Source organism: Tengunoibacter tsumagoiensis, assembly GCF_003967535.1.
GTDB classification, from domain to species: Bacteria; Chloroflexota; Ktedonobacteria; order Ktedonobacterales; family Ktedonobacteraceae; genus Tengunoibacter; species Tengunoibacter tsumagoiensis.
On record NZ_BIFR01000001.1, the window covers coordinates 1,068,396 to 1,093,081 of the forward strand.

Consider the following 24,686-nt stretch of genomic DNA (forward strand, 5'->3'; position numbering starts at 1 on the left):
AACATCAATATATCAAAGTATCAAAGATGTCTACACCAGGTAAAGGTTTGTCTTGATACCATGAATACCTCTACTGATGTAACACGCTCAATTTGAAATCGTTTTGAGAGATGGCCCGAACCAGGACATATAGCTACCTGGATAAACGTGGTTGGTAGACCACATACCCGTTAATGATGTATCGCTGATACCGTCTCGTATTCACATGTGATTCAAAGACCTTTGCAGGAGTCGAAGCCACATGGAACGCATACGAAGCTCCCTTATCACTGGCTACCGTTTTGGCATAGGGGGTATAGCGATTAAGGCCAGGCTGAAGCTGATCATCCAGCACGCTACAGATGATCTGCTCATTACTTTCAAAAATAGTACGATTGCATGTCCAATAGTCTGAATAGATGTGTACAATATTTTTTTGCAACAGGTGAGTCATAAAGCCCTGTTGTTGGCGTTCTCCACCCTGAGCTCCTGGAATCTGTTTAAAGGTGTTCACGGTCCCTTGTAGCAAGACCAGTAAAGCAAACAGCAAGACCACATATTTGATGCCAAAGACTATCGGATTGAGCCAGCGTTTCAAGTACTTAAAGGGGTAATAGGCATACCAGAGAGGGGACAGAACGACAGGCGTGGCGATAAAAAGCCCGGTTAGATAGCGCGTACTGGACCAGGGAACGACGGCAGGAGAGGCCGAAAACATATATAATAAAAAGGTCCCCCCTGTACAGATTAGAATTGTGAGGAGCATGCTATGCCTGAGAGCTGCCAGACCTTCTTCTTGCGAGCGAGGCTGCACCCAGAGCCGCATTAAGCGACGAAGCGTAAGAAGGCAAGCTACACACCAGAGCACGATCAGAACGAGACCCCAGATACCATGTTCTGCAGTACAGCGTACAGCATATGGGCTCATCTGTTGAGAGAGCGGCCAGGCCTGATCAGCGGTCAAATGACAAAAGGCATTGGCACCTGTAGAGACTGGCAGGCTGACCAGAATCGTGCCTTCAATCTGTTCTACTATTGTGGGTGGCTTTACAGCTTTCCCCAAATCATTGGTGTATTTAGGTTTATTGATATTCTGCTGCTGCTGACCAATCGGGATAACCTGGAGGCCAGAGGGAATAGGAGGGGCAAAGACTTTATTGATGATACAGGGAGAGAAGCCAATCACAAAGCTTAACAAAAGCACAAGAGGGATGCGAGACCAGTCTTGTTTTGTGCGTTGGCAGAATATCACCAGAAAGAGGCCAATCGTCAGAACAAAGGGGATCATTAGCAGATCACTCCAGACAGAGAGACCAGCCACAACGCCCCACAGCAGATAATAGCCATAGCGCCATTTCTCCGCATGGGCATTTGTCTGCAATAACCTCTGACGGGCCAGCCAGTAGGCAAAGAGCAGGAGAATAATGGCGAAGACCAGACCTTCAGGATATCCACCAGTAGCCATAAGTTGGCGAAAAATTACCTCATAAGGTCCTACGCTTAGCAGCAAAACGGTCAGTACCGCCAGGGGTCGATTATAGAGAGTTGTGGTGAGGATATACATGCCGATGAGAAAAACGACAAAGATCACTATCAGCCCTAGCCGCAGCGCAAAGATCGTCGAACCCAAAAACTGAAAAAAGAGAGCTCCAACATACGCTTCACCAATTCCCATATAATCCTGGCCATAAAAGACCAGTGGGTGTTCACCATTGAACGCAATATGGCGTGCAATGAGCCCCATCGTGCTTTCATCACTATTGGTCTGCGGCCAACCTTGATAGGTAAGGAAAAGTCGAACAAGCATTGCAATGACGATAATCAATCCAGCAAGTAATGGATAAAGTGGAAACGGACGCTTCCAGTGGCTCTTTCTCATTGAGTCCTTCCAGAGAGTATGATCTAAATTGTGATCTAAAGTATAAGCAAGAGTACAGATAATGGTGTTTATTATTCAATTGACAAAGACTTGGATAGAGATACTCAGATACCTAATTGCACATGGGCACCTTGGACGCGTGTTTGTCGATATTCTGTACCATAACTAGCTATATAGCGCAGACCAAAAGATCTGCTTAGGGTATAATACCATAGAAACTGAAGTTTAGCTTACTTTCTTGTTCGTAGAATCATCTAATTTTCTTAATGTTGTGTATTGTTGTTGATGCATCTGCCAGTAGAGCCCATGGGCGTTTAATAGCTGCTCCTGCTTCCCTCGCTCTATAATCTGCCCATTCTGAAGAACGACGATCTCATCGGCCATATCCAGTTCAGTTAACCGATGAGCGATCATCAACGTCGTTCGCCCCTGACAGAGTACACGTAGTGCTTGAAGAATTGCTCGTTCAGTGACTGCATCGAGATTCACGGTTGGTTCATCAAGGAATAAGATGGGGGCATTCTTCAAAAAGGCTCGCGCAATTGCAACACGCTGACGTTCGCCACCACTGAGACGCAGCCCCTGTTCCCCAACCTGAGTATGATAGCCAGAGGGTAATGTCTGCACAAAATCGTGAAGTTGTGCTTGCTGACAGGCAAGGATTAGCTCCTCTTCCGTTGCATCCGAGCGAGCAATAAGCAGATTTTCGCGAATGGTTGTATTGAACAGATGAGTATCCTGTTCAACCACGCTAATCATCCGATAGAGGTCCTCTTGTTGATAGGCTTTGAGCTCATGACCGCCTAAGAGAATCTGCCCCTCCTGGTAATCCCAGAACCGTAAGAGAAGTCGTGTCAGTGTCGATTTGCCCGAGCCACTGGGTCCAATGATCGCCAGACACTGACCCTCTGGCAACGTCAATGTAATATTTTTGAGCACTTCAGGCTCAGTGGCCTCATAACGGAAGCCAAGTTGTTTGATCTCAAATGTATGTCCGGTTGGTTGTGGTGACGGAGTGATAGGGTCCTGGATCGCTGGTGGTGCATCAACAATCGTGAAGAGTCTCTGTGCTGCTGTCAGGCTGCCACCCAGTTGTTGAAAGGCTCCTGGCAAGGGCAGGAGAATCTCAAAGCTTGCTAGCGTTGAGAGTACAATCACTGCCAGAAAGACACCATTCAGGTGACCTGTACTGATGATAGGTATGGCCGCAAGGAGCATCGCCCAGGCAGTCAGGTTCATCAAGAAATTGCTCAGCGAGCCCTGAAGCCCACTGATCTGCGCCATGGCCATCTGCATCCGATTGAGCCTGGTATTGAGCATGGCTAGCTCTTGTGCCTGTTGCTCTTCTTGGCCAAAGGCGACCAGGTCCGCCAGTCCCTGAATACGATCCACAAGTTGTGTGTGAAGTTCCGCCCGGGTCTCGACGAGCTCTTGCCCCAATCTCTTGCTGAGCAGATGGGTCAGGAGAGGCACAGCAATGCTGGCAAGCAAGAAGCAGATACAATAGATAAGCGCAAAGATGCCGCCAAAGGCTCCCAGGAGAGCCCACATTCCCAGGCCAATAATCACTGCGACAACTGGAGGGGCGACGATACGGATATAGAAATTTTGCAAGACATCAATATCAGCCACCACACGGCGCAGAAGGTCTCCACTCCTCAGTCCTTCGACCCGACCATCCTTGTCTGTCAGTAAACGAGCGGGCATTAAAGGTTCAAGCGCAGTATAGAACCAGACGCGGAGATTAGAGAGCAGGCGGAATGTGGCGCGATGCGAGACCATCCGTTCAAGATAACGGAAGACTCCACGGGCGATTCCAAAGAAGCGTACGCCAACGATTGCAACTTGCAGGGCTGCAACTGAAGGATGCAGTGCTGCTGCGGAGATAAGATAGGCCGACGTTGCCATCAGTCCAATGCCACTGGCAACGGTCAGGCTTCCTACGAGCGCGGCCAGTGCCATCCAACCACGAATTGGCGCGGCGAGCTTCAAGAGTCGTATAAGCGTATTATTCATAGTTATCCCACCACCAGGTCTTAAGAGTTGTGTAAGCGTACTATTCATAGTTATCCCACCATCGGGCCTTAAGAGTCGTGTGAGCGTACCTATTCATAGTCATGCCACCACCTCCTCATCGGTATAAGCATGGATCATTGTTTGATAGGTTTCTGAAGTCTCCAACAGCTTTTCGTGGCTTCCTTGAGCGACAATTTTGCCTGCTTGCAGCACAAGAATCGTATCCGCGGTGCGAATGGTATTCAGGCGATGAGCAATAATGAGGACACACCTGTTGTGAGAGAACTGTGCCAGCGTCTGGAGCACCTCAGCCTCACTCTCAGTATCCAGAGTAGAGGTTGCCTCATCCAGCAGCAGAATAGGAGCATCCTTCAAAAAGGCGCGGGCCAGGCTTAAGCGTTGGGCCTGTCCACCGCTCAGGCGAGCACCTCGCTCACCAATCACTGTGTTATATCCCTGTGAGAGCGATTGAATAAATGTATGGATCTGCGCCTGTTTGGCGGCCTGAATAACCTCATCCATACTGGCCGTGGGGCGGCCCAGGCGAATATTTTCGGCAACGCTGGCATTAAAGAGATAGGGCCGCTGAGGTTGCCAGGCTACCAATTTACGCCATTCCTGCGCACTATATTGCTGGATTGGATTACCGTCAATGCAGATCTGCCCCTGGTCAGGCTCAATAAAGCGCAGGAGCAGGCTCGCTAACGTTGACTTGCCAGAGCCACTGGGGCCGACCACTGCAACGGTCTGACCACGCTGAATCTGAAATGAGATCCCTTTCAGCGCCTCTTGTTTCTGATCCTCAGTCGTAGGATAGCTATAGTGTAGCCCTTCAAAGCTGAGCGTATCTTGCAGTACAGGGGTCTGAGATGCTTCGCGTCCAGATGATTGATCTGATAGAGGAGTCTCTAGAATATCAAAGATGCGGCCAGCACTGGCGGAACTATTCATACTGGCATGAAATTGAGTTCCTAGCGAGCGCAGGGGGAGATAGAATTCAGGAGTCAGTAGCAGAACAAAGAAGGCCTGCTCAAATGGGATATTGCCATAAAGCAGACGCAGACCAATCTCCACAGCGATCAGAGCATTGCTAATTGTTGCTCCCATCTCCATCACGAGCGAGGACAGAAAGGCCACACTGAGTACCTTTAACGTCGTATCACCAAAGCGATCACTGATCTGGCGGATCGTTGTCTCCTGACGCTTATTGCGACCGAATAGCTTAAGCGTGGTCAGACCCTGCAACACATCGAGAAAATGAGCGCTCATCTGGCTCAGCATATGCCAGCGCTTCTCTGTCATCGCATTTGCCTGTTTGCCAATCAGAATCATAAAGAAGGGCAAGACGGGGAGAGTAACCAGAAGAATAATGCCGGAGAGGAGATCGGTAGCAAAGACCACAATGAGAATCATCACCGGGATAATCATCGTCGAACAGAGCTGAGGAAAGAAGAGCGCAAAGTACGAATCGAGCGCCTCTACTCCTTCCGTCGCTGTATTGACGATCTCCCCACTGCGCTCCCCTTTGACATACATAGGGCCGAGCTTGAGGAGGTGAGCAAAGAGCCGTTGGCGTAGATCCTTTTTCACCAGGCAAGAGGCATAATTTGTCACCACCTCGCCGAACCAGATCAGGCCAGCCCGCAACAGGAAGATGAGTAACAGCAGCAAAAGGGTTGTGAACAAAAGAGGGAGGGTCTGTTGAGCGAGGAACGTCTGATTAATAATCTGTGCGATATAGTGGGCCTGTAGAACAATGCAGAGCCCCGTCACCAGGCTCAGTGCAATGACAATCGCCATATAGGGGCGCATTGTTCGTACATATTGAAGCAAGCGCTTATTAATGTTCATACGCAAAAACCGGCCATTTCAGATCGTAACATCCACCTGTGACCCCTTAGCCCCTGAAAATAGGAGCCTTCTGCCAGTCAACAAAGCAATGATAGAAGAGGCTCATCCACAGTGACCAACTCTGGTAGGACATTGGCCACTGTAGAGAGACCTCTTCTCATCATTCACTGAAAGGTAGTGGGAGCAAGGCCTCAGTCTACAAAGAGCCATTTACTACCAGCATCGAGATCAGCCATTCTTCACATTCACGACAACAGGTGCACGTGGATGCGGTAAAAGAGCACTGGATTAGTAGTGCCCAATAGCTTTTGGTGAAATCCTTTTACGAAACACCCAATAATTCCAGGCCTGATAAGCCAGGACAAAAGGGATACAGGTCAAGGCAATCCAACTCATCACTGTCAGCGTATAGGGGCTGGAAGCTGTATTGTCGATAGTCAGGCTCCAGGCTGGATTCAGGCTAGAGATCATAAAGTGTGGGAAGATCCCTATGCCCACTGTGACCGCCAACAGGATAATTGTGCCAATCGTCATGGTAAAGGCCCAACCGCTGCGTCCTCGTGCTAACAACCAGGGAGTAAAAACCAGAGTTGCCAGTGTCAGATAGCCAAATGGCACCATCCTCGGATCGAGGATTAAGCGATGGAAGACCTCAGTCGTCTGGAAGCCCACACCCACGATGAGCAGGAAGAGCAGCAGAGCAGGGATACACATCCGCTTTGCTGTTCGTTGTGCACGCTGAATCAGATGGTTATTGACGCGTAAGCTCAAGAAAATCGCGCCATGAAGCGTAAAGACGACTACTAATGTTATACCACAGAGCAGGGCAAGAGGGTTGAAGATCTGCCAGATGGTGCCAGCATAATTCATATTGGCATCAATGGGTAATCCCTGGATTGCATTTGCCAGGATCACACCCCAGAAGAAGCCCGGGAGCAGGCTACCTGTAAAGAAAGCCCAGTCCCAGCCATTGCGCCAGCGTGGATTATCGTGCAGGCTACGAAATTCGATGGCTGCTCCACGCAGGATGAGTGCCAGAAGAATGGCAAACATCTCCAGGTAGAAGGTACTGAACATCGTCGCGTACCAGCCGGGGAACGCAGCAAAGGTTGCGCCCCCGGCAGTGATCAACCAGACTTCGTTACCATCCCAGAATGGACCAATCGAGTTGAGAATCATGCGGCGTTCAGTATCATTTTTGCCCAGCCAGGGAAGAAGAATCCCTACGCCATAGTCAAAGCCTTCCAGGACAAAGAAGCCCGTAAAGAGGATGGCAATCAAGCCAAACCAGAGGAGATGGAGATCTAGAATGTGCATATTGGACTCCTTTTCCTGATTAGTACGTCACTACAAGTTCTTCCGTCTCTACTTTTTCCTGAACGGGCTCAACACCCTTACGGGCATACTTCGTCAGCAGGAAGGCATCAACGACTGCAAGCACTCCATAGAGAAGGATAAAGGTGATTAAGGTAAAGAGGATTGAGCCAGCGCCGACCGAAGGCGAGACGCCATCCTGTGTGCGCAGTACCCCATTGACCAGCCAGGGCTGACGACCAATCTCAGTCAAGATCCAGCCGCCGGTATTGGCGATATAAGGGAGAGCAATCGCGCCAACCATGACCCACAGGAACCAGCGGAACTGAGGTCTGTTCAGCCATCTCTTATACATCAGGAAGGTTCCGACTGTTGCCAGCAGGGCCATCAACGTCCCCATAATAAACATGGCGCGGAAGCCCCAATAGGTGACGGCCACAGGTGGCACATAATTGCCAGGGCCATACTGTTTGACATACTGAGCCTGGAGCTGATTAATACCCTGTACTTCACCAGTAAAGTTATTATAGGAAAGGAAGCTGAGCAGGTAAGGAACCTTAATCGCAAACACATCAGTGCGCAGTTTCTCATTGCCGATCGTGATCAGCGAGAACGAAGCAGGGCTCTCACTATCCCATAGAGCTTCTGCAGCGGCCATCTTCATTGGCTGATGCTGTACGACATATTGACCCTGGAAGTGTCCAATCGTAGCGACTGTAATGCTTGCAATCAGAGCCGCAATCATGCCAATCTTCAGCGAGCGCTGGAAGAGATCCTGATCGCTTTTATTTCTCAATAGCTGATAGGCACTGATGCCTACTACAAAGAATGCGCCCGTTACAGCTCCACCCGCCGCCACGTGTGGAAATTGGAACCAGAGATTAGGGTTGCTTAAGAGGGCGAAGAAGTTAGTCATCTCTGCGCGACCATTATGAATGGCGTAACCAACTGGCTCCTGCATAAATGAGTTTGCTACGAGAATCCAGAAGGCCGACAGATGCGAGCCCAGTACAACCATCCAGATCATCGCTAGATGGAGCTTCTTTGGGAGTTGATCCCATCCGAAGATCCAGATGCCCAGAAACGTTGACTCCATAAAGAAGGCCAGAAGCGCTTCAATCGCAAGAGGAGCTCCAAAGACATCGCCAATAAAGCGAGAGTAGGCTGACCAATTCATCCCAAACTGAAACTCTTGTACGATACCTGTCACTACCCCTAACGCGAAGTTGATCAGAAAGAGTTTGCCCCAGAACTGGGCCATGCGCTTGTAGGTTGTATTCCCGCTACGTACGTAGAGAGTCTCCATGACGGCCACTAAGAGTACCAATCCCATCGTCAGGGGCACGAATAGAAAATGGTAAATGATAGTTGAGCCAAATTGTAATCGCGAAAGTGTTAATGCATCCACAGATGCGCTCCTTTAATAGCTCATCGACGCCGAGCTGCTGGTTGTTTATCTCAAACTGGGGTATGTTATTGTCTTTATCTTTACGCCACGTCGTCGTGTCTTTTTTTCTTTCTTCTCTGTCATCCAGAGTATGCCATTTTCGTGGGCCGAACACATCGGTACTTCACCCGATTAGCAACCTGATTGTAGATCATGCTTTTATGGGCATTTGCGGGATGTTCTCATGGGGTCGAGAGCTTCGAGTCAGGTGCTTACCTGAGCCTGTGAGGAGAATGTAAGGCCATATTTGATGATAAAATTGACTTTTACTGGTATATAACTATAAAACAGTCATTGGAAAGCGAGGCACCGGGCCAGACGACAGATCTGTAACACCTTAGTGTATTATCTACCATATCTCTCACAATTGAGCCCATCTGGATACATAGAAATAGCACTATTGTTGTCGTAAGCAAAAGAGGCTCTCCAGTATCGCATGGTGAATGCTTGTGCTCTAAAAGAGGCAAGCTGGGCATGCAAAGAATGCCCATCTTGCCTTATTGTTGACACAACCTCTAAGTACAACATCCACACAGGGGCTCTCAGGATTGGGTTGCCTGCACCAGCGTAGCTTGAGTAAGCTTGATGAGGTCACTGACATTGAGCTGGAGATCGACGCCACGCTGACCACCACTCACTGCAATCTGCTCAAAGGATTGCGCGCTCTCATCCAGATAGATAGCAAAGGGGCGGTTAAGGAGGGCCAGCGCTGAGATCCCACCAACTTTAAGGCCAGTGAGTTTTTCAGCCTGTTCATGGCTGGCCATCTTGACGGCTTTAACAGAGATCTCATGAGCAAACTGGCGTAGATTCAGCTCACGATTAGCCGGGATCATGATCAGGAGAGGATGAGCATTCAATTGATCTTCGCGGAGTACGACAAGCGTCTTAAAGACCTGTTCAGGAGCCAGTCCAATCTCAGCCGCTACCTGAACGGCATCGCGAATAGTCTCAGGAAACAGGTGAATCGCATAAGGTATCTTCTGTGCATCGAGGGCACGCATAGCCTGAGTCCGAATTTTTTTGGCCACCAAAAATCCTCCTTTTTAGGCCTGTTGATTGTCTGGAAAGTTGGGTGCATCGAGGATAAAACGTCGTATACGAGACAGATAATTATCTCGCATCGAGATCCATTCAGGTGTAAAAATATCCCCGGCCTTTAAAGGTTCGATAAACGAGATGCCTTCATATGCCAGATCGCTTAATTCCTCGTATTGAAGATTGGTTATCTCATGCAGAATCGCTCGCGATTTGAGGTCGCTTGCAAGCTCTGCAACATCTTTGAGTGTATGATACATCTCATTGAGCTGAACTTTCACTTCCATATCCCTGATCATATGTATCTTGCCCTTCCAAAATTATGGTCTTTTTCCCTTCTGAAATTATATGAGTTTTTAATACATCAGGCAATATTTTAATGAAATAATCATACTTATTGGCAGATGCACTGTATATAAGGATTAAGCAATCAAAAATGTGTGTACTTATTCGAGCAGAAGTTCTTGACGCTGTGCAAGGGCGATGGCTTCGGCGCGAGATTGGACGCCCAGCTTTCCATAAAGGCTGGTAAGGTGAGTCTCAACGGTTTTGACTGTGACGCTCAAGCGCTGGCTAATCTCACTGTTGCGCAGACCCTGTACCACAAGGCGCAGTACCTCCAGCTCGCGGCTGGTCAGAGGCTGCATAGTAGGGAGAGGATTCTCCTCCTCTTCTGAAAGCAGTCTACGAACATCAGGAGCCAGGCTTTTATGGCCAGCGGCAACTTCATGGATAGCCTGGCGAATATCGCTTCCACGAGCACTCTTGAGCCAATAGCCCTTGACCCCTATTTTGAGCATAGTCTGAACATAGGCAATCTGATCGTAGGCCGTCAACACCAGAATGGCAGGTGGATGAGGATAGTGATTGCAGAGAGCCTGTGCAACCCCGAAGCCGTTTAAGCCCCTCATTGAGATATCCAGCACCACAACATCAGGCCGTTTCTGGTTACAGAAGGCCAACACCTCCTCACCATTTTGAGCTTCCCCAATGACCTCAAGCGCTGGATCTTCTTCCAGTAGACGACGTGTGCCTTCACGCATCATTGTATGATCATCGGCCAGTAAGATCGTAACCGTTTTTGCAGTATGCATGTGCTCTTTCTCCTTACAGCTTTGTAGCTGCTACGCTCTCTTCTGCTGTAGACCTGCCAGTGGAGCTTCATGGTCAACATTGACCAGGTCGAGCATGGTCATCGTAGGGACCAGGTGAGTGGATGTTTCGTTTGATTGGTAGGTGGCACGAATAATAACGCCTCGCCCTGGACTTGTTCGCAGATGAATATGGCCTCCAACGGCTCCCATACGTTCATGCATCCCTACAAGACCGAGACTCTCTATAGGCAACCTGCCAGGTTTAAAACCTTGGCCATTATCCAGGATCGTGAGAGTGATGCGGCCCTGCTGTGTGAAACGCAGACATAGAATGACATGTGTGGCTTGAGCATGTTTGACGATGTTATTAAGCGCTTCCTGTGCGACGCGATAGAGCGCCAGTTCGACTGGAACGGGAAAGCGTTGTGTGATCGATCCCAGGTAACGCAACTCGATCTGAAACTTCCTTCCACTCATCTGCATTGTCTGATTGGCAAGCCAGCGTAGAGCTTCGGCAAGGCCCAGTTCATCCAGGAGTGAAGGACGCAGGGCCAGGCAGGTTCTCCGTAGATTCGTCACGACAGAGCGTGCAAGCGGCATAACATCAGCGACATCGCTCATCGTACTGGCATCGGAGAGTTGCCGAACAAGAAGCATTGCCTCCTGTAAGACATCGTCGTGGAGATCCAGCGCAAGATGGCGGCGTTCAGCTTCTTGCGCAAAGACCACGCGATGGCTTAAAGCCGTCATCTGCTGAGCCTGTTCCTGAGCCTGAACAAGATAGCGATTATTGGCCTCCAGAACCGAGAGTTGAGCTGCCAGAGTGGTCAGAAAACTTTTATCTTGACGATCATAGGGCTCCAGATTTTTCTTAGGGCTCAGGCAGAGAAAGCCGCTAATCGTTGACTCAGCATAGAGTGCCACCAGGAGGGTATCCTCTATGAGCAGCGGCTCATTGGAACGTTCCGTACAGACATTGAGTGCCTGATCTGCAATGCTCACTAATTGCGATGCAGAGAGACCTTCGTGGCCATCTATACGATAGATATGCCATGAATGAGTTGTCTCGCTCTCATCCTCATGGCGATAACGCATCTCATTTTGAGAGATGGCCCGAATAAAGAGCACAACATCGGATGTATTAAGTAACTGAGCCAGGCGTGGAAGTAAGAAGGAACTGATGGCTTCCAATCCTTGTAGATTGGTGAGTTCAGTGCTCATCTCACTCAGGGAGCGGTTATACTGATAGAAATCATGATAAAAGACATGATCGCCAACATCTCGAACCTTATTCCAGACCAGCGGAAAGAGCCAGAGACTCATAGCCATCAGACCTGCAAACAGGTAATCGTAGAGATCTTGTGTGAGCCGAAAACCGTTTGAGCCTGATGAATGGAGGAGAATAGTTGTTGGAATAATAAAGACGCTAGCCAGCAGAATCCAGAGGAGCACGCGCATGGCCTGTCGGCTCAACAGACTGGTTACGCCAAGCAACTGATGCCGAAAGAGCGCATAATCGCAGATAATTGGTAAGACCACCAGGGGAAATGGCAGCAGAGGCAGGATACTTTGATGTGTAAAGGGATCAGCCGGGAAAAAGCCATGCGATGTTCGTGGATCGGGCGGAGTAAACCCCAGACTTAAGACGGTAATGATCAGAAGAAAGGTCACTCCAATCATCACCATGCGAGCGATCTGCTGCTCGTTATGTGTGAGCGCACGAATGCCCCAGAATAATACCCAGACAACGACAATAATACAGCTAAAATTATAAAGCAAGGTTGCAAAAAACAGTTCGCGGCGGATCGAGGGCAGAACTATGAATGTGAGCAGTCCCATGAGTGAGATTGCAATCCCAACCAGGAGTGGTAGATAAGGGAGAAACGAACGGCTCCTGGTGCGCAGGCGTTGGCTCTGAGGATGGGGAAAGAGACAGACAAACGTCGTTGAAAGACCAGAAGTCATCATCAAAACGATAAAGCTCAATAATCCAACCCAGATACTATGGAGGCCATGAAAATTGAAGAGCGAGCACATCAGTGCAACTGAGCAAAAGAGTGCGTAAGCCACATGGGCCGTTGGACGATCCTGAGCACGTAGGAAAATTGCTGCACCAGCAACGGTAAAGATGATTGTTAGAAAACTGGTGAGCGCGATATCAATTGAATTAAAAGTCAGGGCTGTGTTATCAATGATGATTTCATTGGGGATGGCAGTATTTATCGTTATGCCCTGAATAGCATGAGTATTTTGATGACAGGAGGGCACCTTCTGGCTGAGAGGATCTGGCAATACGCGAATAAGTGTACCAGGTTGGAGATTCTGCATCCAGGCATCTGTAAGTGGTGGGATTCTGACTACTCGACACAGGCCGGGCTGGCCCGCGACTGCATCCAATTGTGTCAGACTTAATTGGGGCTGCAATGCAACTAGCGTTAATAGAAGAATCACGCCCACCTGAAAGATTAACCCGAGTAAGACAATCACTACACGATGATTGAAGTTCTGTATAACATGTATAAAGGTGGATCTGCTCATGTTTTGCCTGCTCTACTGCTTGAATGGTCTACCCTGACTCTACCATTATTCTTATGAGTAGAGTATCATGATTGACATCTGTGTGTCATCTTTTTCTTGAGAGAGTCTGTCCATTCTTTTCTTCATTGTTTGCAGTCTACTGCAAATCCCTTTCATGGACATCAGGGATTTCCCCGAAGACAGCGGTAACCGGAAATGGGTACACTACTTCTAGTTCTATTGAAAACGAGAGATGCGATAGATAAGGAGAAGAAGTAGCTATTCAATGCAAATAGAGAATCTCCCTGCTCTACCTGCCAGCCTGCCAGATAGTCGTATTCCGGTACGAGCAGATCATTCCATGAAGCGCTGGCATCAGATAGCTTTAGGTATTATAGTAGCTTTATCAGCAGTACTAAATTTTGTGCAGATTCAGCAGAACGGCTATGGAAATAGTTACTATGCTGCGGCTGTTAGAAGCATGTTGCTTAACTGGCATAATTTCTTTTTTGTTTCCTTTGATCCGGGTGGTTTTGTGACGGTAGATAAACCGCCGCTGGGTTTGTGGATCCAGGCGTGTAGTGCCTGGTTATTTCAATTGTGTGGGTCTGGCTTTTCAAGCATCAGCCTGTTAGTGCCACAGGCTCTGGCTGGAACGATCTCCGTGGCGCTTCTATTTGTGCTGGTGCGTCGTTTCTTTGGCCCGATAGGGGGATTGCTGGCGGCTCTCGCCCTCGCAATTACTCCGATTAGCGTAGTCATGAGCCGGGATAATAACCTGGACACATTACTCGTCTTCACGATGTTACTGGCGACCTGGGCCGTCTGTCTGGCCGTAGAGACAGGCCGACTCCGCTGGCTGTTGCTGTGTGCCGTGTTCATTGGACTTGGTTTTAACATCAAGACTCTTGAGGCCTATCTATTTGTGCCTGCGTTTGGACTGTTCTATCTGCTCTGTACGTCGATCAGTTGGAGGAAACGGCTTATCCACTTGAGCCTTGCGATAGCCGTGATGCTCGTAGTCTCTTTTGCCTGGTTGATCACGGTCGATCTCACGCCTGTCAGCCAACGTCCTTATGTTGGTTCGAGCCAGACCAACTCGGAGCTGGAACTGGCGTTGGGATATAATGGCATCCAGCGTCTAACGGGCATGAATATGGGGCGGGGTAGAGCGCAAAATAGCGGATCTGGATCTCAAGCGCAAAGCCAGACTGTCGCTATGCCTGCTGGCAGTCCACTGAACGAAGGGGGTCCGCCCAGCCCGTTAAGAATGTTTAAAGTGGACCTGGGGGGTCAGGTGAGCTGGCTACTGCCAATGGCACTCTTTGGGCTCCTGGCTGCTGCCTGGCAGACACGAGCGCGCTGGCGTCTACCATTAACACGCAAGCAGCAGGCCCTTCCGTTATGGGGAGTCTGGCTGCTGACAATGGGTATCTTCTTTAGTATTGCAAGCTTCTTCCACAGCTATTATCTGACCATTATTGCCCCGGCTATTGCGGCTCTGGCTGCTGGAGCGTTCGTGCTGCTCTGGCATGATTATCGCGAGCGGACCGATTGGCGTCGCTGGGCCTTGCCAGTTGCCCTGATTGCGACGGCGGCCGAACAGGTCTATCTGATTGCGAGCTATGAGGATTACACAGTTCTATGGGTTGTGGTTCTGCTTCTGTGTGCCATTTCCGCCCTGATCCTGGTGCTGGCTCAGCTACCTTTTACTGCACAATGGCAGTCTGGACGCTGGAGCCTGCCAGCTCTGCAATTGGCCGCGATCGCCGTATTATTGACGCCTCTGGTCTGGTCGATCCTCTCCATTCAACAGCCATCAAATGCTGTCCTTCCAACAGGCGGTCCAGCATTAGCACAATCGGGAATGAATGGTCTCTTTCGAGCAATGGGTGATAGAGGGAGCGCAACACAGAATGCCTCGCGTCAAGCCAACAACTTCTTAGATGAGAAGACCAACCCAAAACTGTTGAAGTATCTTGAAGAGAATCAAGGCACAACAACATTTTTATTTGCAACACAGAATGCGACTTCCGCAGCGCCATATATTATTGAAACTGGCCAGCCAGTAATGGCGATGGGTGGTTTTCTGGGTAGCGATCCGATCCTGACCCTCGATCAACTGAAAGCCCTCATCAAAAGAAATGAGGTCCGCTTCTTCTTACTGCCATCTTTTAATCTACAAAACCTACCAGCCAACTTGCCCGAACAGATTCGAGAGATGTTAGAGCAAGGCGGAGGCGGACCATTTGGAGGTAGCCAGTTGACACAATGGGTTAATAGTAGCTGTAAGGTAGTCGACAATGCTCTCTGGCAAGCGACTACGGAGAATACAACTGGAAGCACTCCCGAAAGCATTCCTGGCGTCGGAGCAGGGTTGCCAGGAGGAAGCCTGCCCCCGGGAGGGTTGCCAGGCGGGAGCTTACCTCCAGGAGGGTTGCCAGGCGGGAGCTTACCTCCAGGAGGATTACCAGGTGGGAGTTTACCCCCGGGAGGGTTACCGGGCTCTAGCCAGGGAGGGTTCCCTGGAAGTGGTTTTGGAGCAGGAATGATGGGACAACAGCTATTCGACTGTTCATCTGTTTAGGGGAAGAAAGAGTCTGAATAGCAGGAAAACTTGTTATTCAGACTTCATCAAGAGTAGTAAAATTTGATTAAATTTTACCTATAAAAGATCGAAAAGGTGCGTATGTATCAGCCTTGTAGAGATTCGACATCGTAGCCTTAAATAGTTTCATCTTTCGATGTAGCTAAAAGGTGTTGTGCGGTTGCGATTACGTAATAGAAAGTGCATACTATAGAAATTGGGATTGCACTTATCATTCATTTCGTTGGGAACGAGAAGGAACATCACGAGGAGGGATTAATCTGATGATTGCCCCACAAGAGGAAGCGGCTACAGCGGCCATTGCCCAGATTACATATTCAATAGTTGCTCCAGTATTTAATGAAGAAGAGACACTTCCCCACTTCTATAGCCGTATGATAGCTGTCATGGAACAGTTAGGTGAGCCCTTTGAGCTTGTTTTAGTCAATGATGGAAGTCGGGATGGCTCATTGAAGGTCATGCAAGAGCTTCATACTCGTGATCCACGTGTATGTGTCATTGACTTTTCGCGAAATTTTGGTCATCAGATAGCCATTTCCGCAGGATTAGACTATGCGCGAGGGAAAGCGGTTGTGGTTATTGACTCGGACCTGCAAGATCCTCCTGAAGTTATTCCAGCGCTGATTGCGTGTTGGAAGCAGGGAGCCGAAGTGGTCTATGCACAGCGTGCGACCCGAGCAGGCGAGACCAGATTCAAGTTAGTGACAGCCGCAGCATTTTATAACTTGATCGATCGGATCACATCGATTAACATCCCTCAGAATGTGGGAGACTTTCGTTTGATGGATCGTAACGTGGTTGATACATTGGTAAAGATGCGCGAGCACCATCGTTTTATGCGTGGTCTCTCGGTCTGGGTTGGTTTCCGGCAAGAGGCTGTCCAATATGATCGACAGGAGCGCTTTGCAGGCACCACGAAATATCCATTAAAAAAGATGATTCGTTTTTCAATGGATGCCATTACAAGCTTCAGCCACCTTCCTTTGCAGTTGGCAACTACCTTTGGCTTTGTGCTGGCGGGTATCAGTCTCGTTGGCATTATTATAGCGATTATTTTGCGCATCTTTACCGACGCCATTGTTGGCCAGGCCTCAACATTAATTCTGGTCTTATTTTTAGGGGGAGTTCAATTGATCTTCCTGGGCATTATTGGTGAATATCTAGGCCGTATTTATGACGAGGTTCGCGCCCGTCCACTCTACGTGGTCCATCACACGCTTGGTTTTTCTTCGCCAGAGCCTTCTCATAGACAGGTTCTGAAATAAGTGTAAGCTATCAGGTGCTTGAAATTGCATTAGCAACGCTTCATCTTTTGAGGAGCGGGTATTGCCATGATCTTGAAGGGATATGCATGATATCCCTTTTAAACCGGTTGAGTGCCAGCGATATAAGCAGACGCTTTGCGCCAGACCACTTCTCCAACTGCCTGCCCTAATGCGCGACCCTGGAGATCTCCCTGTTCAAAATGAATCCCCCCCAATCGCCTTGAAGTCCCGGCCTGAGCGGCTGCCTCTGTAAACGTGTGCCAGTAGAGCATTACATCTTGAAAAGGGACTACGCCAGGCTCAATTACCGAACTGCCAGCTCGTTTAGTATAAGAATAGTAAAAAAGGTCGCTCCCGGTGAAGCGTCTGAGGATCTCAGCACTGGCGGCGCTAAAGGTGCTATGACCAGAGCAATATTCGGGGAAAGCAGGCGTCACAAAGGTAGCTGGTTGATAGGGCTTCCAGTCTTTTCCATCGATCCAGCGTGTGCCCTGATAGGGACCGGCCCAGGCACGAACCTGTTGACCCTGGAAGAGATAACGAATAGCCGTGATAGGTCGCTCGGAATTATAGGTCATCTTGACGTCCCAGCAAGCGATGCTGGCATCAAAAAGTGCATTGGTAAGTAGGAAGAACAGTTGAACGGCCTGATCCAGCGTGTGCTGGTCGCGCTGAACGATAAATTGAGCAAAGAGGCACCAGTGACCAGGAGGCTGTTCCGAGCCCGGGCCATCTTCCCAATATTCGGCGATAACCTTCTGTTCATCGGTGAGGGAAGCACTCATAAAGAGTAGATCGTTAGCCTGAGTTATATAGCCTCTGGAAGGATAGGTTGCAGGTGGATTGGAGGGTCGAAATTGTGCTGGATGAGTTAATGCAAAGGGCTTTACCAGGCACCACTGGGGAGTCACGCATCGTTGTACTAGAGACGTCCCTTTCCCTGTGGGGATTCTTAGTGGTTGCCAGGCATTTGGATTCGTGATCTGATCAGCCGTATTTGCTGGCGTATAGCCCGTACAATCGCTATATGCACCTGGATGAAGATCCCCGAGCTGATTAGAACCATCATGATGCTGTCTGGTCAACAGGGTCTGTGCAGAGAGATTACCAATACCCTGGGGTGTCGTACTATCAAGCGAAGTATCCTGGTAATCATAGCCAAGAGCACTCATCAGAGCTTGAAACTGTGGAAGCAGGTCAGGAAAGAGATCTACCAGAGCTCGATAGGCTGCAAAACTAATGGCCATCTCTTTGTGAGCGAGTGTCCATTCATTGGAAGGTCGGCGCAGTGCTCCTCCATACTGTGTGCTTATGGCAACGCGATCATAGGCGGCCCAGGCATCATAGATACATGTATGGAGAATGGCTAAAGCGCGAGCCACAATAGTCACTCCAGGTCTGGTCGTGCGAATGGCAGCGAGCAACATATTATTCCAGGCGAGAAGCACGCTGGGGCTCAAGGACGGCTCCGCTGCAAACGCATCCAGATCTGGCTGTATTATCCAGGCAGTACCAAAACAGGTTGCACCAAGCTGGAGCAACCGTCTACGGTCAATCTTTTTTTCTTCCATACACACATCCCTTACCACTCATCCAGATTATACATTGGACTCCTATAAATTCTCTACATAACTATTATAGAGGTGAAACAAATATGGATCGTCCTCCAGAATTGTATTCTAGAAATGAATGAAACCGGTATGGACAAGATCGTTGAGGAGACGTTGTACTTCTTCAGGAGAACGTTTAGAGATTGCAGAAAGATCAAGTAGGTTGCGCTCTCCATTAATCAGCAGATAGAGTTGGCGATGAGCGCGTGTGAGACCCGCTTGATCTAACTGAGATACAACATCTCCCAGCCTTTCATTACGAATAGGCGTTGGTATACCAGATAGGGGCGTCATGCGATCAGGCTGCGGCTTTGAAGCCCTGGGATTAGGGACTGCAATATATTGAGCCTGCTTAACTGGATGGTATTCAGGATGTTGAGGGCTACTTGCCCGTGAATTGTATTCAGGATGCTGAGGGCTACTTGCCCGTGAATTGTATTCAGGATGCTGAGGGCTACTGGCCCGTGGGTTATATTCAGGATGCTGAGGGCTACTTGCCCGTGGACTATATTGCTGTGGTGTCAGACGTGGGCTATATTCGGGATGTTGCGTTTGAGAGAAGGGCGCTATAGGTTCCGTATCTTGAAGATAGTGATGCTGGTCAGTATTGGGCTGGTTCCAGTTTGGAGAGGAGGCTTGATGCCATGGAGATGTTGGGAGAGCCGGTTGTGGAAAGGCTGGTGTGATTGGACTATTGAGTGTCTGCATTTGAGGGAGAGATGGAGGTGGCAAGGCTGGAGTAGGCGTGCTAGGGGCAGAGAGTGTGCGGAGAAACGTCTGTATCTCAGCTACAGTCTGATGACGAAAGAGATAACGACAAAGCCCCCAGCTTTTCAGTGCCTGAAGGGCCTGGACTCCTGAAAGATAACCAGTACGGATCTCAATCATCTCACCATCATTAAAAGCAACAATACCTTCTTCATGCTGGTTCCCATTGCGACGTTTTACCGTCAAAATACCGGTCTGATGGCTTAATAGCGTAATTTGTAATACATCTGCCAATCTGTCTGTAGTTATTTCTCGCTGTTCTGGCATTGGTAGATCTCCTCTTTGTAGATCTTCTTATCAAGAAAGAAAAGTTGAAAAGCTTCCTTTACTAGAAAATTCTTCCATTAGCGTGTTATGTAGCCACGGCTTTGTGACAAGTGCAAGAAGTTTATCATATATTTAAATAGAGCGCCATAGAGATGATAAAAATGATAAAGTAAATTTATTCTAATGTCAAGTATTCTCTATAAAAGGTTATTCTTATATCCTATCTCATACCAGATTTTAGCCCCAGGGCATCTCAGTCATCTCATGTTATTTTAACTATTCTAGAAACTGTTCTATGAAAATAATATATATTTTTATTAAAATGTATAATAAATGATAGGAATATTACAGCCTTAAAGTTTCTATCTTATCTGACTATCGAATCTCTTGCGTTTATTCATCGTTGGGAGGCAGGGGTACTGCTTAAAGAGTGCAAAACCAGACGGACCGCTCTTACAGAATGGTGGAGGAGAATGAGGACGATGACAAATATGAATAATAGCTATAAAGCATGGAAGAAACTTTTGCGTATACCTGGTCTGCTTGTGATGGCGCAGGTGCTCTTTCTGATTCAGCCTGCCAGTGCAGCGGGGGTCATCAATCCAGGCTGGCATATAGTCTCAAGCGCCAATGGTGCAGGTAATGATCAGCTTTTGGGCGTATCAGCCATTGCTACAAATGACATCTGGGCTGTTGGGAATGCAAATAACCAGCCATTAATCGAGCATTGGGATGGTTCTAGCTGGACAATTGTGCCCGCATCTGATTTATGGACGTATGGTTCACTGGCCGCTGTTGCAGCGATTGATCCTGCTAATGTATGGGCCGTAGGGAGAGACGGCGGTGGGAGTGTTGCCTTACTAGCTCATTGGGATGGGACAAGTTGGAAGCAATCCAGGGTCTCTTTTACTGGGAATCTATTTGCCATAACGGCGCTGGCCTGGAATGACATCTGGGCAGTGGGACGGGATGATGACTTTGCGACACTGATCATCCACTGGGATGGTACGAATTGGAGCCGCGTTGCCAGTCCTTCTCCAGGGAGCGTTGGCAGTTACTTGTTTGGCATAGCTGCTCATTCTGCATCTGATATCTGGGCAGTTGGTGAAGATGTGAAAGAAGATCATCTAGAGTATACATTAGTCGAGCATTGGGATGGAGTCAGCTGGAATACTGTCTCTGATAACCAGCAGAATGGTTCCCCGGTTCTCAACGCTGTCACGACCTTCCCTTCTGGTAAAGCGATAGTTGTTGGAACCTATGGTCCAAACTCTGGCTATAATGATCGCGTTTATGCGCAGCTATGGAATGGTGCGCAATGGAATACTCAGCCTATTCCCTCACCAACGAGTGGCGTCTCAGCTTTGATGGGTATCGTAGCTCCAGGTGAGAACGATGCCTGGGCCGTAGGGACAAATGCCAGCCTGTTCAGGCATCCAGGCGCTGTCGTTCCGTTGATAGAGCACTGGAATGGAGCTGGCTGGCGGCGGATGAGTGGGCCTCGCCCTGGCGTAATGGTTGCACTTAATGCCATCTCTCTCATTCCAGATAGCGGTCAACTGGTGGCGGTTGGCTCCTATCAGACAACTTACAATGCACCCTTACAGACTATAGTAGAGATGTATTACTAATGTATTGTATCTCTTGAGCTCGCTTGAGCCAGTCGTTTTCTCATGCATGGAATCCTGTGCTCCAAAATACGTAGCGAGCCCACTGGTTCATGGATGACATTGCGAGAGAGCGTGCTCTGATCAAGTCGCTGGGGAGAAGACTATGATATGATCTAGTAGAGATAGAGATGTCTTCTCCCCAGGTATCAGGAATGCTGCATCTCTTTTTTCTTTTGCACAACTTGTCAGGATGTATAAAGTTCAAGTCAAATGAAAAACCGGTTTTTTTGTGTTGTAGAGCTGTTCAGAAGCTTTACTTTAATTCAGATGAGTTGTGATCTACTGCTAATGGATAGGTGCATCCAGTATGTATTTATAAGATTATTCGAAGAGTAGTCAGAAGGGGTATCTTGTATGTCGGTAGCTCTTGGTATCACGCTATTTCGTCCAACTGTTCAGTCGCTGCTTCAGTCTGTCGAGCAGGCTGAAGAGGCGGGTATTCCGATGGTCTGGGTACCTAGCGAGCCAGTTGGGCCAGATAGCCTCACCGCCCTGGCAATTGTCGCAGCCCGGACCAGGAAGATTCAGCTAGGGAGTGGTATTGCTGTGACCTATTCACGGCATCCGGTTACACTGGCCAATCAGGCATTAGCAATTGCTGAGGTTGCGCCTGAGCGCTTTCGGCTTGGCATTGGTGTGAGCCATCCCTTTGTGGTAGAGCGTATGTATGGTCTACCTTTTCAGAAGCCAATGGAGTATCTCCGTGAGTATGTAGGAATCTTGCGGGGCCTGCTCTGGAATGGCGAGGTCAAACAGCAGGGAAAACATTTTTCAGTTGATGTTCAACTGCCTGCTACCAGCGTTCCACCACGTACTCCGCTTATTCTAGCTGCGGTTCAGAAGAATATGTTCAGATTAGCGGGTGAGATTGCTGATGGAGCGATGGTCTCCTGGGGACTGCTCTCGTATATGAAGACCGTAGCGTTACCGGCGCTTCAGGAAGGAGCGGCCCTGGCTGGCCGTCCAGTGCCTGGAGTAATTGCCAGCGCCCCTGTTATTTATAGTACAGACTTTACGCAGGTGCGGCAGGTGGCCTATCAGGCATTGGGTCGTTATGTGTATATGCCTGTATATCAGAAGCTTTTTGCCGATGCTGGCTTTCCACTCCTGCCAGATCTAAGGCCATCAGATGAGCTTATTAAAGAGATGTTTATCTATGGTGATGACGCAACAATTCTTCATCGTCTGGGTGCAATATATGAGGCTGGAATCGATGAGGTGCAGGTTGCAGCTTATCCGGCTCAAGATCCTCTGCGTGAAGAACTGGCCATTATGAACCTGCTGGGCGAGTTTGCCAGAAAAAATTCAGCCAGACAAAGTTCATAAAGAATGGTATCCGCTTTATAAAGAAGGTAGCACCATCCCCGCTGCGGCCATCATAATGGCCGCAGAACGACAAAAAAGTATCCTATGTAACCAACAAAAAGTCTTTACAGGCCCGGCCCGGGGCCTGGATGCAACCGGCACCTTAACGGCGATTCAGCAAGGAAAGCCGCTCTTCAGTTTCAAAGAGCTCAAAGGCAGAGAGCTTTGTCGTAAGCCGGTGTCGGGGCTGAAAATAGGCGTTAGTAACAGGAACAAAGCCCTCTAATTGCCCTTCTTTCAGACGTTCAGCAAAAAAAGCATCTTGCGTTAGATTGACCAGAGCCATTTGAATCCCCTGTCTTATAGCAGCGGGAACATGTCTGCCCACTACCACCAGAGGGCCTGTCGTATAGCGATAAGAGCCAATGCTGCGCATCTGTTCAGCAATGTGCGGACTATTATTCAATACAACTTCGAGCATCTGTGAATGAAGAGTCGTTGCATCGACTTTCCCATCCAGGAGCAGGCGTAGCGATTGGGCCTGCGAACTGGTAATTGCAATCTCCTGGCAATCGATTAGAGCCGTCCCAAGAGCAGGTCGATACTGTCCTGTATGATCGGCCCAGGTGCAGCGCTCAAGATCCTGTAACGTCTGGAGCGAGCTCTCTCTTCTGACCACGACATCAAAAAAGGCTGTTTCATCCACCCCTTTGAAAGCGGGTGCAGCAATGACATCTACCATGCATGGTTGCTGTTGTAGGAGACGGAGCATCGAAAGGGTACTGACAAAGCCCGCGTCTGCATAAGCCAGAGAGAAATCCTCTAGCGTTTCTCCATTGATTAAAAAGGTGGGTATACCAAGCGTACGTTCAATGTACTCGACGATATACATATATGTTTTGTACCAGGCGGGGGCAAGAAACGTATCAAAAATAAGCGTTGTACCTGCCATCTAACTCTCCCTTGTAGCTGCCATGGACACATTACCCAAATTTTCCACTACTACTATCTTTAGCTATCATAAACTTAGACGTAAGAAGAACCCATCCACAGTATATGCTTTTTAGCGTCTAAATGGAAAAGATGTTACATAGGTATGGAGGAGAGCTTCAAGCGTCTTGTGGAGAAGGTTGAGGAAGGGTTTAACAGCAACAGCACATGAAACGAGTCGAGTAATCTGGTCGCAAAGATAAAAAATTTGCTACTGTAATCTGCTTGAGAGAAGACTGTCCCATCTTTCTCTCCTTTCTCTTTTCAGATGCTGTTTGCTACTACCGTAAAAACCCTTAGCAGGCGTAGTATATTATTGACTAAATTGATCAACTAAATCATATTTATTATTGTACTGATTATTTCTAGTTTGTCAAGCCCTTTTTCAGGAGAAGAAGGACAAAGATGTGCAAGGACGAAGGAGTATGATATAGTGTGATGATTCAGCCACAACGTGGGGCTGTCTACTGCTTAAGGATAAACGAATGACGTACGATCCACCTGGACTTTCCATGGGCGATCTGATCTGGATCATTGTGTATTACCTGGCTCCGGTAATTACCTTGATCTTCCTCCCAATACTCTGGTTTGTGTACCCCCTCTTTCTCTTATTTGCTTTTGTCTATGGACCGAGGCGTCCCAAGCCTCTCTACCATTATTTACAGGCGTTTCTTAGTTGCGTCTGTTTTTTTATTTGTGTCATTATCTCTGTCATTTTAGGAGCCATATTTTTGCACAATGCGGAGGTATTGAGTAGTATCGCCCTCTTTGACCTCTTATTGATCTTTGCCTCGTTTATCTTTGCCCTGTTTATGGTTGGGATGATTGCTTTAGATAGACCAGCAAGTGTGCCAGGTATTGCTTTTTTAGCGCATAAATACGTGAAATTGCGTACGTCGCGGCCATCTCGACAGTTTCCTCGCAGGCAACGCCAGTTATAGAGAAGAACAGCTTACAGGGACTTCCAGTCCTCTGGAAGAACCGTTTTTCCTTTAAAACAAAAGACCTACGGAACACGCTTCAAATTGCCTCTCACAGCTTGCTATGCTATACTAGCCCCGAAGTCGT

General features: G+C 48.5%; 17 protein-coding genes. 5 read left to right on the forward strand and 12 right to left on the reverse strand.

Annotated elements, in window-relative coordinates; all coding sequences use genetic code 11:
• Window positions 1–133: 133 nt before the first annotated feature.
• From EL628_RS04205 to EL628_RS04245, 9 genes are all read right to left on the reverse strand, one after another.
• Window positions 134–1,858, reverse strand: coding sequence for an ArnT family glycosyltransferase (locus tag EL628_RS04205; RefSeq protein ID WP_126578528.1), 1,725 nt, complete (start codon window positions 1,856–1,858; stop codon window positions 134–136).
• Between the two features lie 225 nt (window positions 1,859–2,083).
• Window positions 2,084–3,922: a thiol reductant ABC exporter subunit CydC gene (gene cydC / locus EL628_RS04210; RefSeq protein WP_245993986.1), complete on the reverse strand. Its 1,839-nt coding sequence runs from the start codon at window positions 3,920–3,922 to the stop codon at window positions 2,084–2,086.
• Between the two features lie 51 nt (window positions 3,923–3,973).
• Window positions 3,974–5,725, reverse strand: a complete 1,752-nt coding sequence (gene cydD / locus EL628_RS04215; protein ID WP_126578529.1) for a thiol reductant ABC exporter subunit CydD — start codon at window positions 5,723–5,725, stop codon at window positions 3,974–3,976.
• A 288-nt stretch (window positions 5,726–6,013) separates the two neighbouring features.
• A complete protein-coding gene (gene cydB, locus EL628_RS04220; RefSeq protein WP_126578530.1) occupies window positions 6,014–7,042 on the reverse strand; it encodes a cytochrome d ubiquinol oxidase subunit II in 1,029 nt (342 codons plus the stop codon).
• Window positions 7,043–7,061: 19 nt separating this feature from the next.
• Window positions 7,062–8,447 (reverse strand): cytochrome ubiquinol oxidase subunit I, encoded by a 1,386-nt coding sequence (locus EL628_RS04225; RefSeq protein ID WP_126578531.1) that lies wholly within the window; start codon window positions 8,445–8,447, stop codon window positions 7,062–7,064.
• Window positions 8,448–9,028: 581 nt separating this feature from the next.
• The gene (locus tag EL628_RS04230) at window positions 9,029–9,517 is read right to left on the reverse strand and encodes an aminoacyl-tRNA deacylase (RefSeq protein WP_126578532.1); all 489 of its coding nucleotides are present in this window, start codon (window positions 9,515–9,517) and stop codon (window positions 9,029–9,031) included.
• A 15-nt stretch (window positions 9,518–9,532) separates the two neighbouring features.
• Entirely contained in the window at window positions 9,533–9,823 is a 291-nt protein-coding gene (locus EL628_RS04235) for a hypothetical protein (protein WP_126578533.1), read from the reverse strand.
• A 147-nt stretch (window positions 9,824–9,970) separates the two neighbouring features.
• Entirely contained in the window at window positions 9,971–10,618 is a 648-nt protein-coding gene (locus EL628_RS04240; RefSeq protein ID WP_126578534.1) for a response regulator, read from the reverse strand.
• A 30-nt stretch (window positions 10,619–10,648) separates the two neighbouring features.
• Window positions 10,649–13,156 (reverse strand): sensor histidine kinase, encoded by a 2,508-nt coding sequence (locus EL628_RS04245; protein WP_126578535.1) that lies wholly within the window; start codon window positions 13,154–13,156, stop codon window positions 10,649–10,651.
• A gap of 265 nt (window positions 13,157–13,421) precedes the next feature.
• Between EL628_RS04245 and EL628_RS04250 the strand changes: the two genes are divergently transcribed.
• Together EL628_RS04250 and EL628_RS04255 are read left to right on the forward strand one after the other, a co-directional pair.
• Window positions 13,422–15,722 carry an ArnT family glycosyltransferase gene (locus EL628_RS04250; protein WP_126578536.1) on the forward strand — a complete coding sequence of 767 codons (2,301 nt, stop codon included), beginning with the start codon at window positions 13,422–13,424 and terminating at the stop codon, window positions 15,720–15,722.
• A 284-nt stretch (window positions 15,723–16,006) separates the two neighbouring features.
• Window positions 16,007–17,008: a glycosyltransferase family 2 protein gene (locus EL628_RS04255; RefSeq protein ID WP_126578537.1), complete on the forward strand. Its 1,002-nt coding sequence runs from the start codon at window positions 16,007–16,009 to the stop codon at window positions 17,006–17,008.
• A 98-nt stretch (window positions 17,009–17,106) separates the two neighbouring features.
• Here EL628_RS04255 and EL628_RS04260 read toward each other — a convergent pair whose 3' ends face one another.
• Both EL628_RS04260 and EL628_RS04265 read right to left on the reverse strand, forming a co-directional pair.
• Entirely contained in the window at window positions 17,107–18,579 is a 1,473-nt protein-coding gene (locus EL628_RS04260; protein WP_126578538.1) for a vanadium-dependent haloperoxidase, read from the reverse strand.
• Window positions 18,580–18,687: 108 nt separating this feature from the next.
• On the reverse strand, window positions 18,688–19,653 hold the full coding sequence (locus tag EL628_RS04265) for a DUF4388 domain-containing protein (protein ID WP_126578539.1): 966 nt from the start codon (window positions 19,651–19,653) through the stop codon (window positions 18,688–18,690).
• A 482-nt stretch (window positions 19,654–20,135) separates the two neighbouring features.
• Between EL628_RS04265 and EL628_RS04270 the strand changes: the two genes are divergently transcribed.
• Together EL628_RS04270 and EL628_RS04275 are read left to right on the forward strand one after the other, a co-directional pair.
• Window positions 20,136–21,284: a hypothetical protein gene (locus EL628_RS04270; protein ID WP_126578540.1), complete on the forward strand. Its 1,149-nt coding sequence runs from the start codon at window positions 20,136–20,138 to the stop codon at window positions 21,282–21,284.
• Window positions 21,285–21,677: 393 nt separating this feature from the next.
• Window positions 21,678–22,649, forward strand: coding sequence for an LLM class flavin-dependent oxidoreductase (locus EL628_RS04275; protein ID WP_218028866.1), 972 nt, complete (start codon window positions 21,678–21,680; stop codon window positions 22,647–22,649).
• A gap of 142 nt (window positions 22,650–22,791) precedes the next feature.
• Here the strand turns inward: EL628_RS04275 and EL628_RS04280 are convergent, their stop codons facing one another.
• A complete protein-coding gene (locus EL628_RS04280) occupies window positions 22,792–23,580 on the reverse strand; it encodes a phosphate/phosphite/phosphonate ABC transporter substrate-binding protein (protein WP_126578541.1) in 789 nt (262 codons plus the stop codon).
• 523 nt (window positions 23,581–24,103) lie between these two features.
• On the opposite strand from EL628_RS04280, the gene EL628_RS04285 reads away from it, so the two are divergent.
• Complete coding sequence (locus EL628_RS04285; protein ID WP_126578542.1) at window positions 24,104–24,559, forward strand: hypothetical protein; 456 nt, start codon at window positions 24,104–24,106, stop codon at window positions 24,557–24,559.
• The last annotated feature ends 127 nt before the right edge of the window (window positions 24,560–24,686 follow it).

Bases quoted from the DNA above. Each gene is read 5' to 3' on its own strand.
- EL628_RS04250 (WP_126578536.1), top strand. From the start codon at position 13,422: ATGCAAATAGAGAATCTCCCTGCTCTACCTGCCAGCCTGCCAGATAGT.
- EL628_RS04235 (WP_126578533.1), bottom strand. From the start codon at position 9,823: ATGATCAGGGATATGGAAGTGAAAGTTCAGCTCAATGAGATGTATCAT.
- EL628_RS04270 (WP_126578540.1), top strand. From the start codon at position 20,136: ATGACAAATATGAATAATAGCTATAAAGCATGGAAGAAACTTTTGCGT.
- EL628_RS04285 (WP_126578542.1), top strand. From the start codon at position 24,104: ATGACGTACGATCCACCTGGACTTTCCATGGGCGATCTGATCTGGATC.
- cydC (WP_245993986.1), bottom strand. From the start codon at position 3,922: ATGAATAGTACGCTTACACAACTCTTAAGACCTGGTGGTGGGATAACT.
- EL628_RS04245 (WP_126578535.1), bottom strand. From the start codon at position 13,156: ATGAGCAGATCCACCTTTATACATGTTATACAGAACTTCAATCATCGT.
- EL628_RS04205 (WP_126578528.1), bottom strand. From the start codon at position 1,858: ATGAGAAAGAGCCACTGGAAGCGTCCGTTTCCACTTTATCCATTACTT.
- EL628_RS04275 (WP_218028866.1), top strand. From the start codon at position 21,678: ATGTCGGTAGCTCTTGGTATCACGCTATTTCGTCCAACTGTTCAGTCG.
- EL628_RS04280 (WP_126578541.1), bottom strand. From the start codon at position 23,580: ATGGCAGGTACAACGCTTATTTTTGATACGTTTCTTGCCCCCGCCTGG.
- cydB (WP_126578530.1), bottom strand. From the start codon at position 7,042: ATGCACATTCTAGATCTCCATCTCCTCTGGTTTGGCTTGATTGCCATC.
- EL628_RS04255 (WP_126578537.1), top strand. From the start codon at position 16,007: ATGATTGCCCCACAAGAGGAAGCGGCTACAGCGGCCATTGCCCAGATT.
- cydD (WP_126578529.1), bottom strand. From the start codon at position 5,725: ATGAACATTAATAAGCGCTTGCTTCAATATGTACGAACAATGCGCCCC.
- EL628_RS04240 (WP_126578534.1), bottom strand. From the start codon at position 10,618: ATGCATACTGCAAAAACGGTTACGATCTTACTGGCCGATGATCATACA.
- EL628_RS04260 (WP_126578538.1), bottom strand. From the start codon at position 18,579: ATGGAAGAAAAAAAGATTGACCGTAGACGGTTGCTCCAGCTTGGTGCA.
- EL628_RS04265 (WP_126578539.1), bottom strand. From the start codon at position 19,653: ATGCCAGAACAGCGAGAAATAACTACAGACAGATTGGCAGATGTATTA.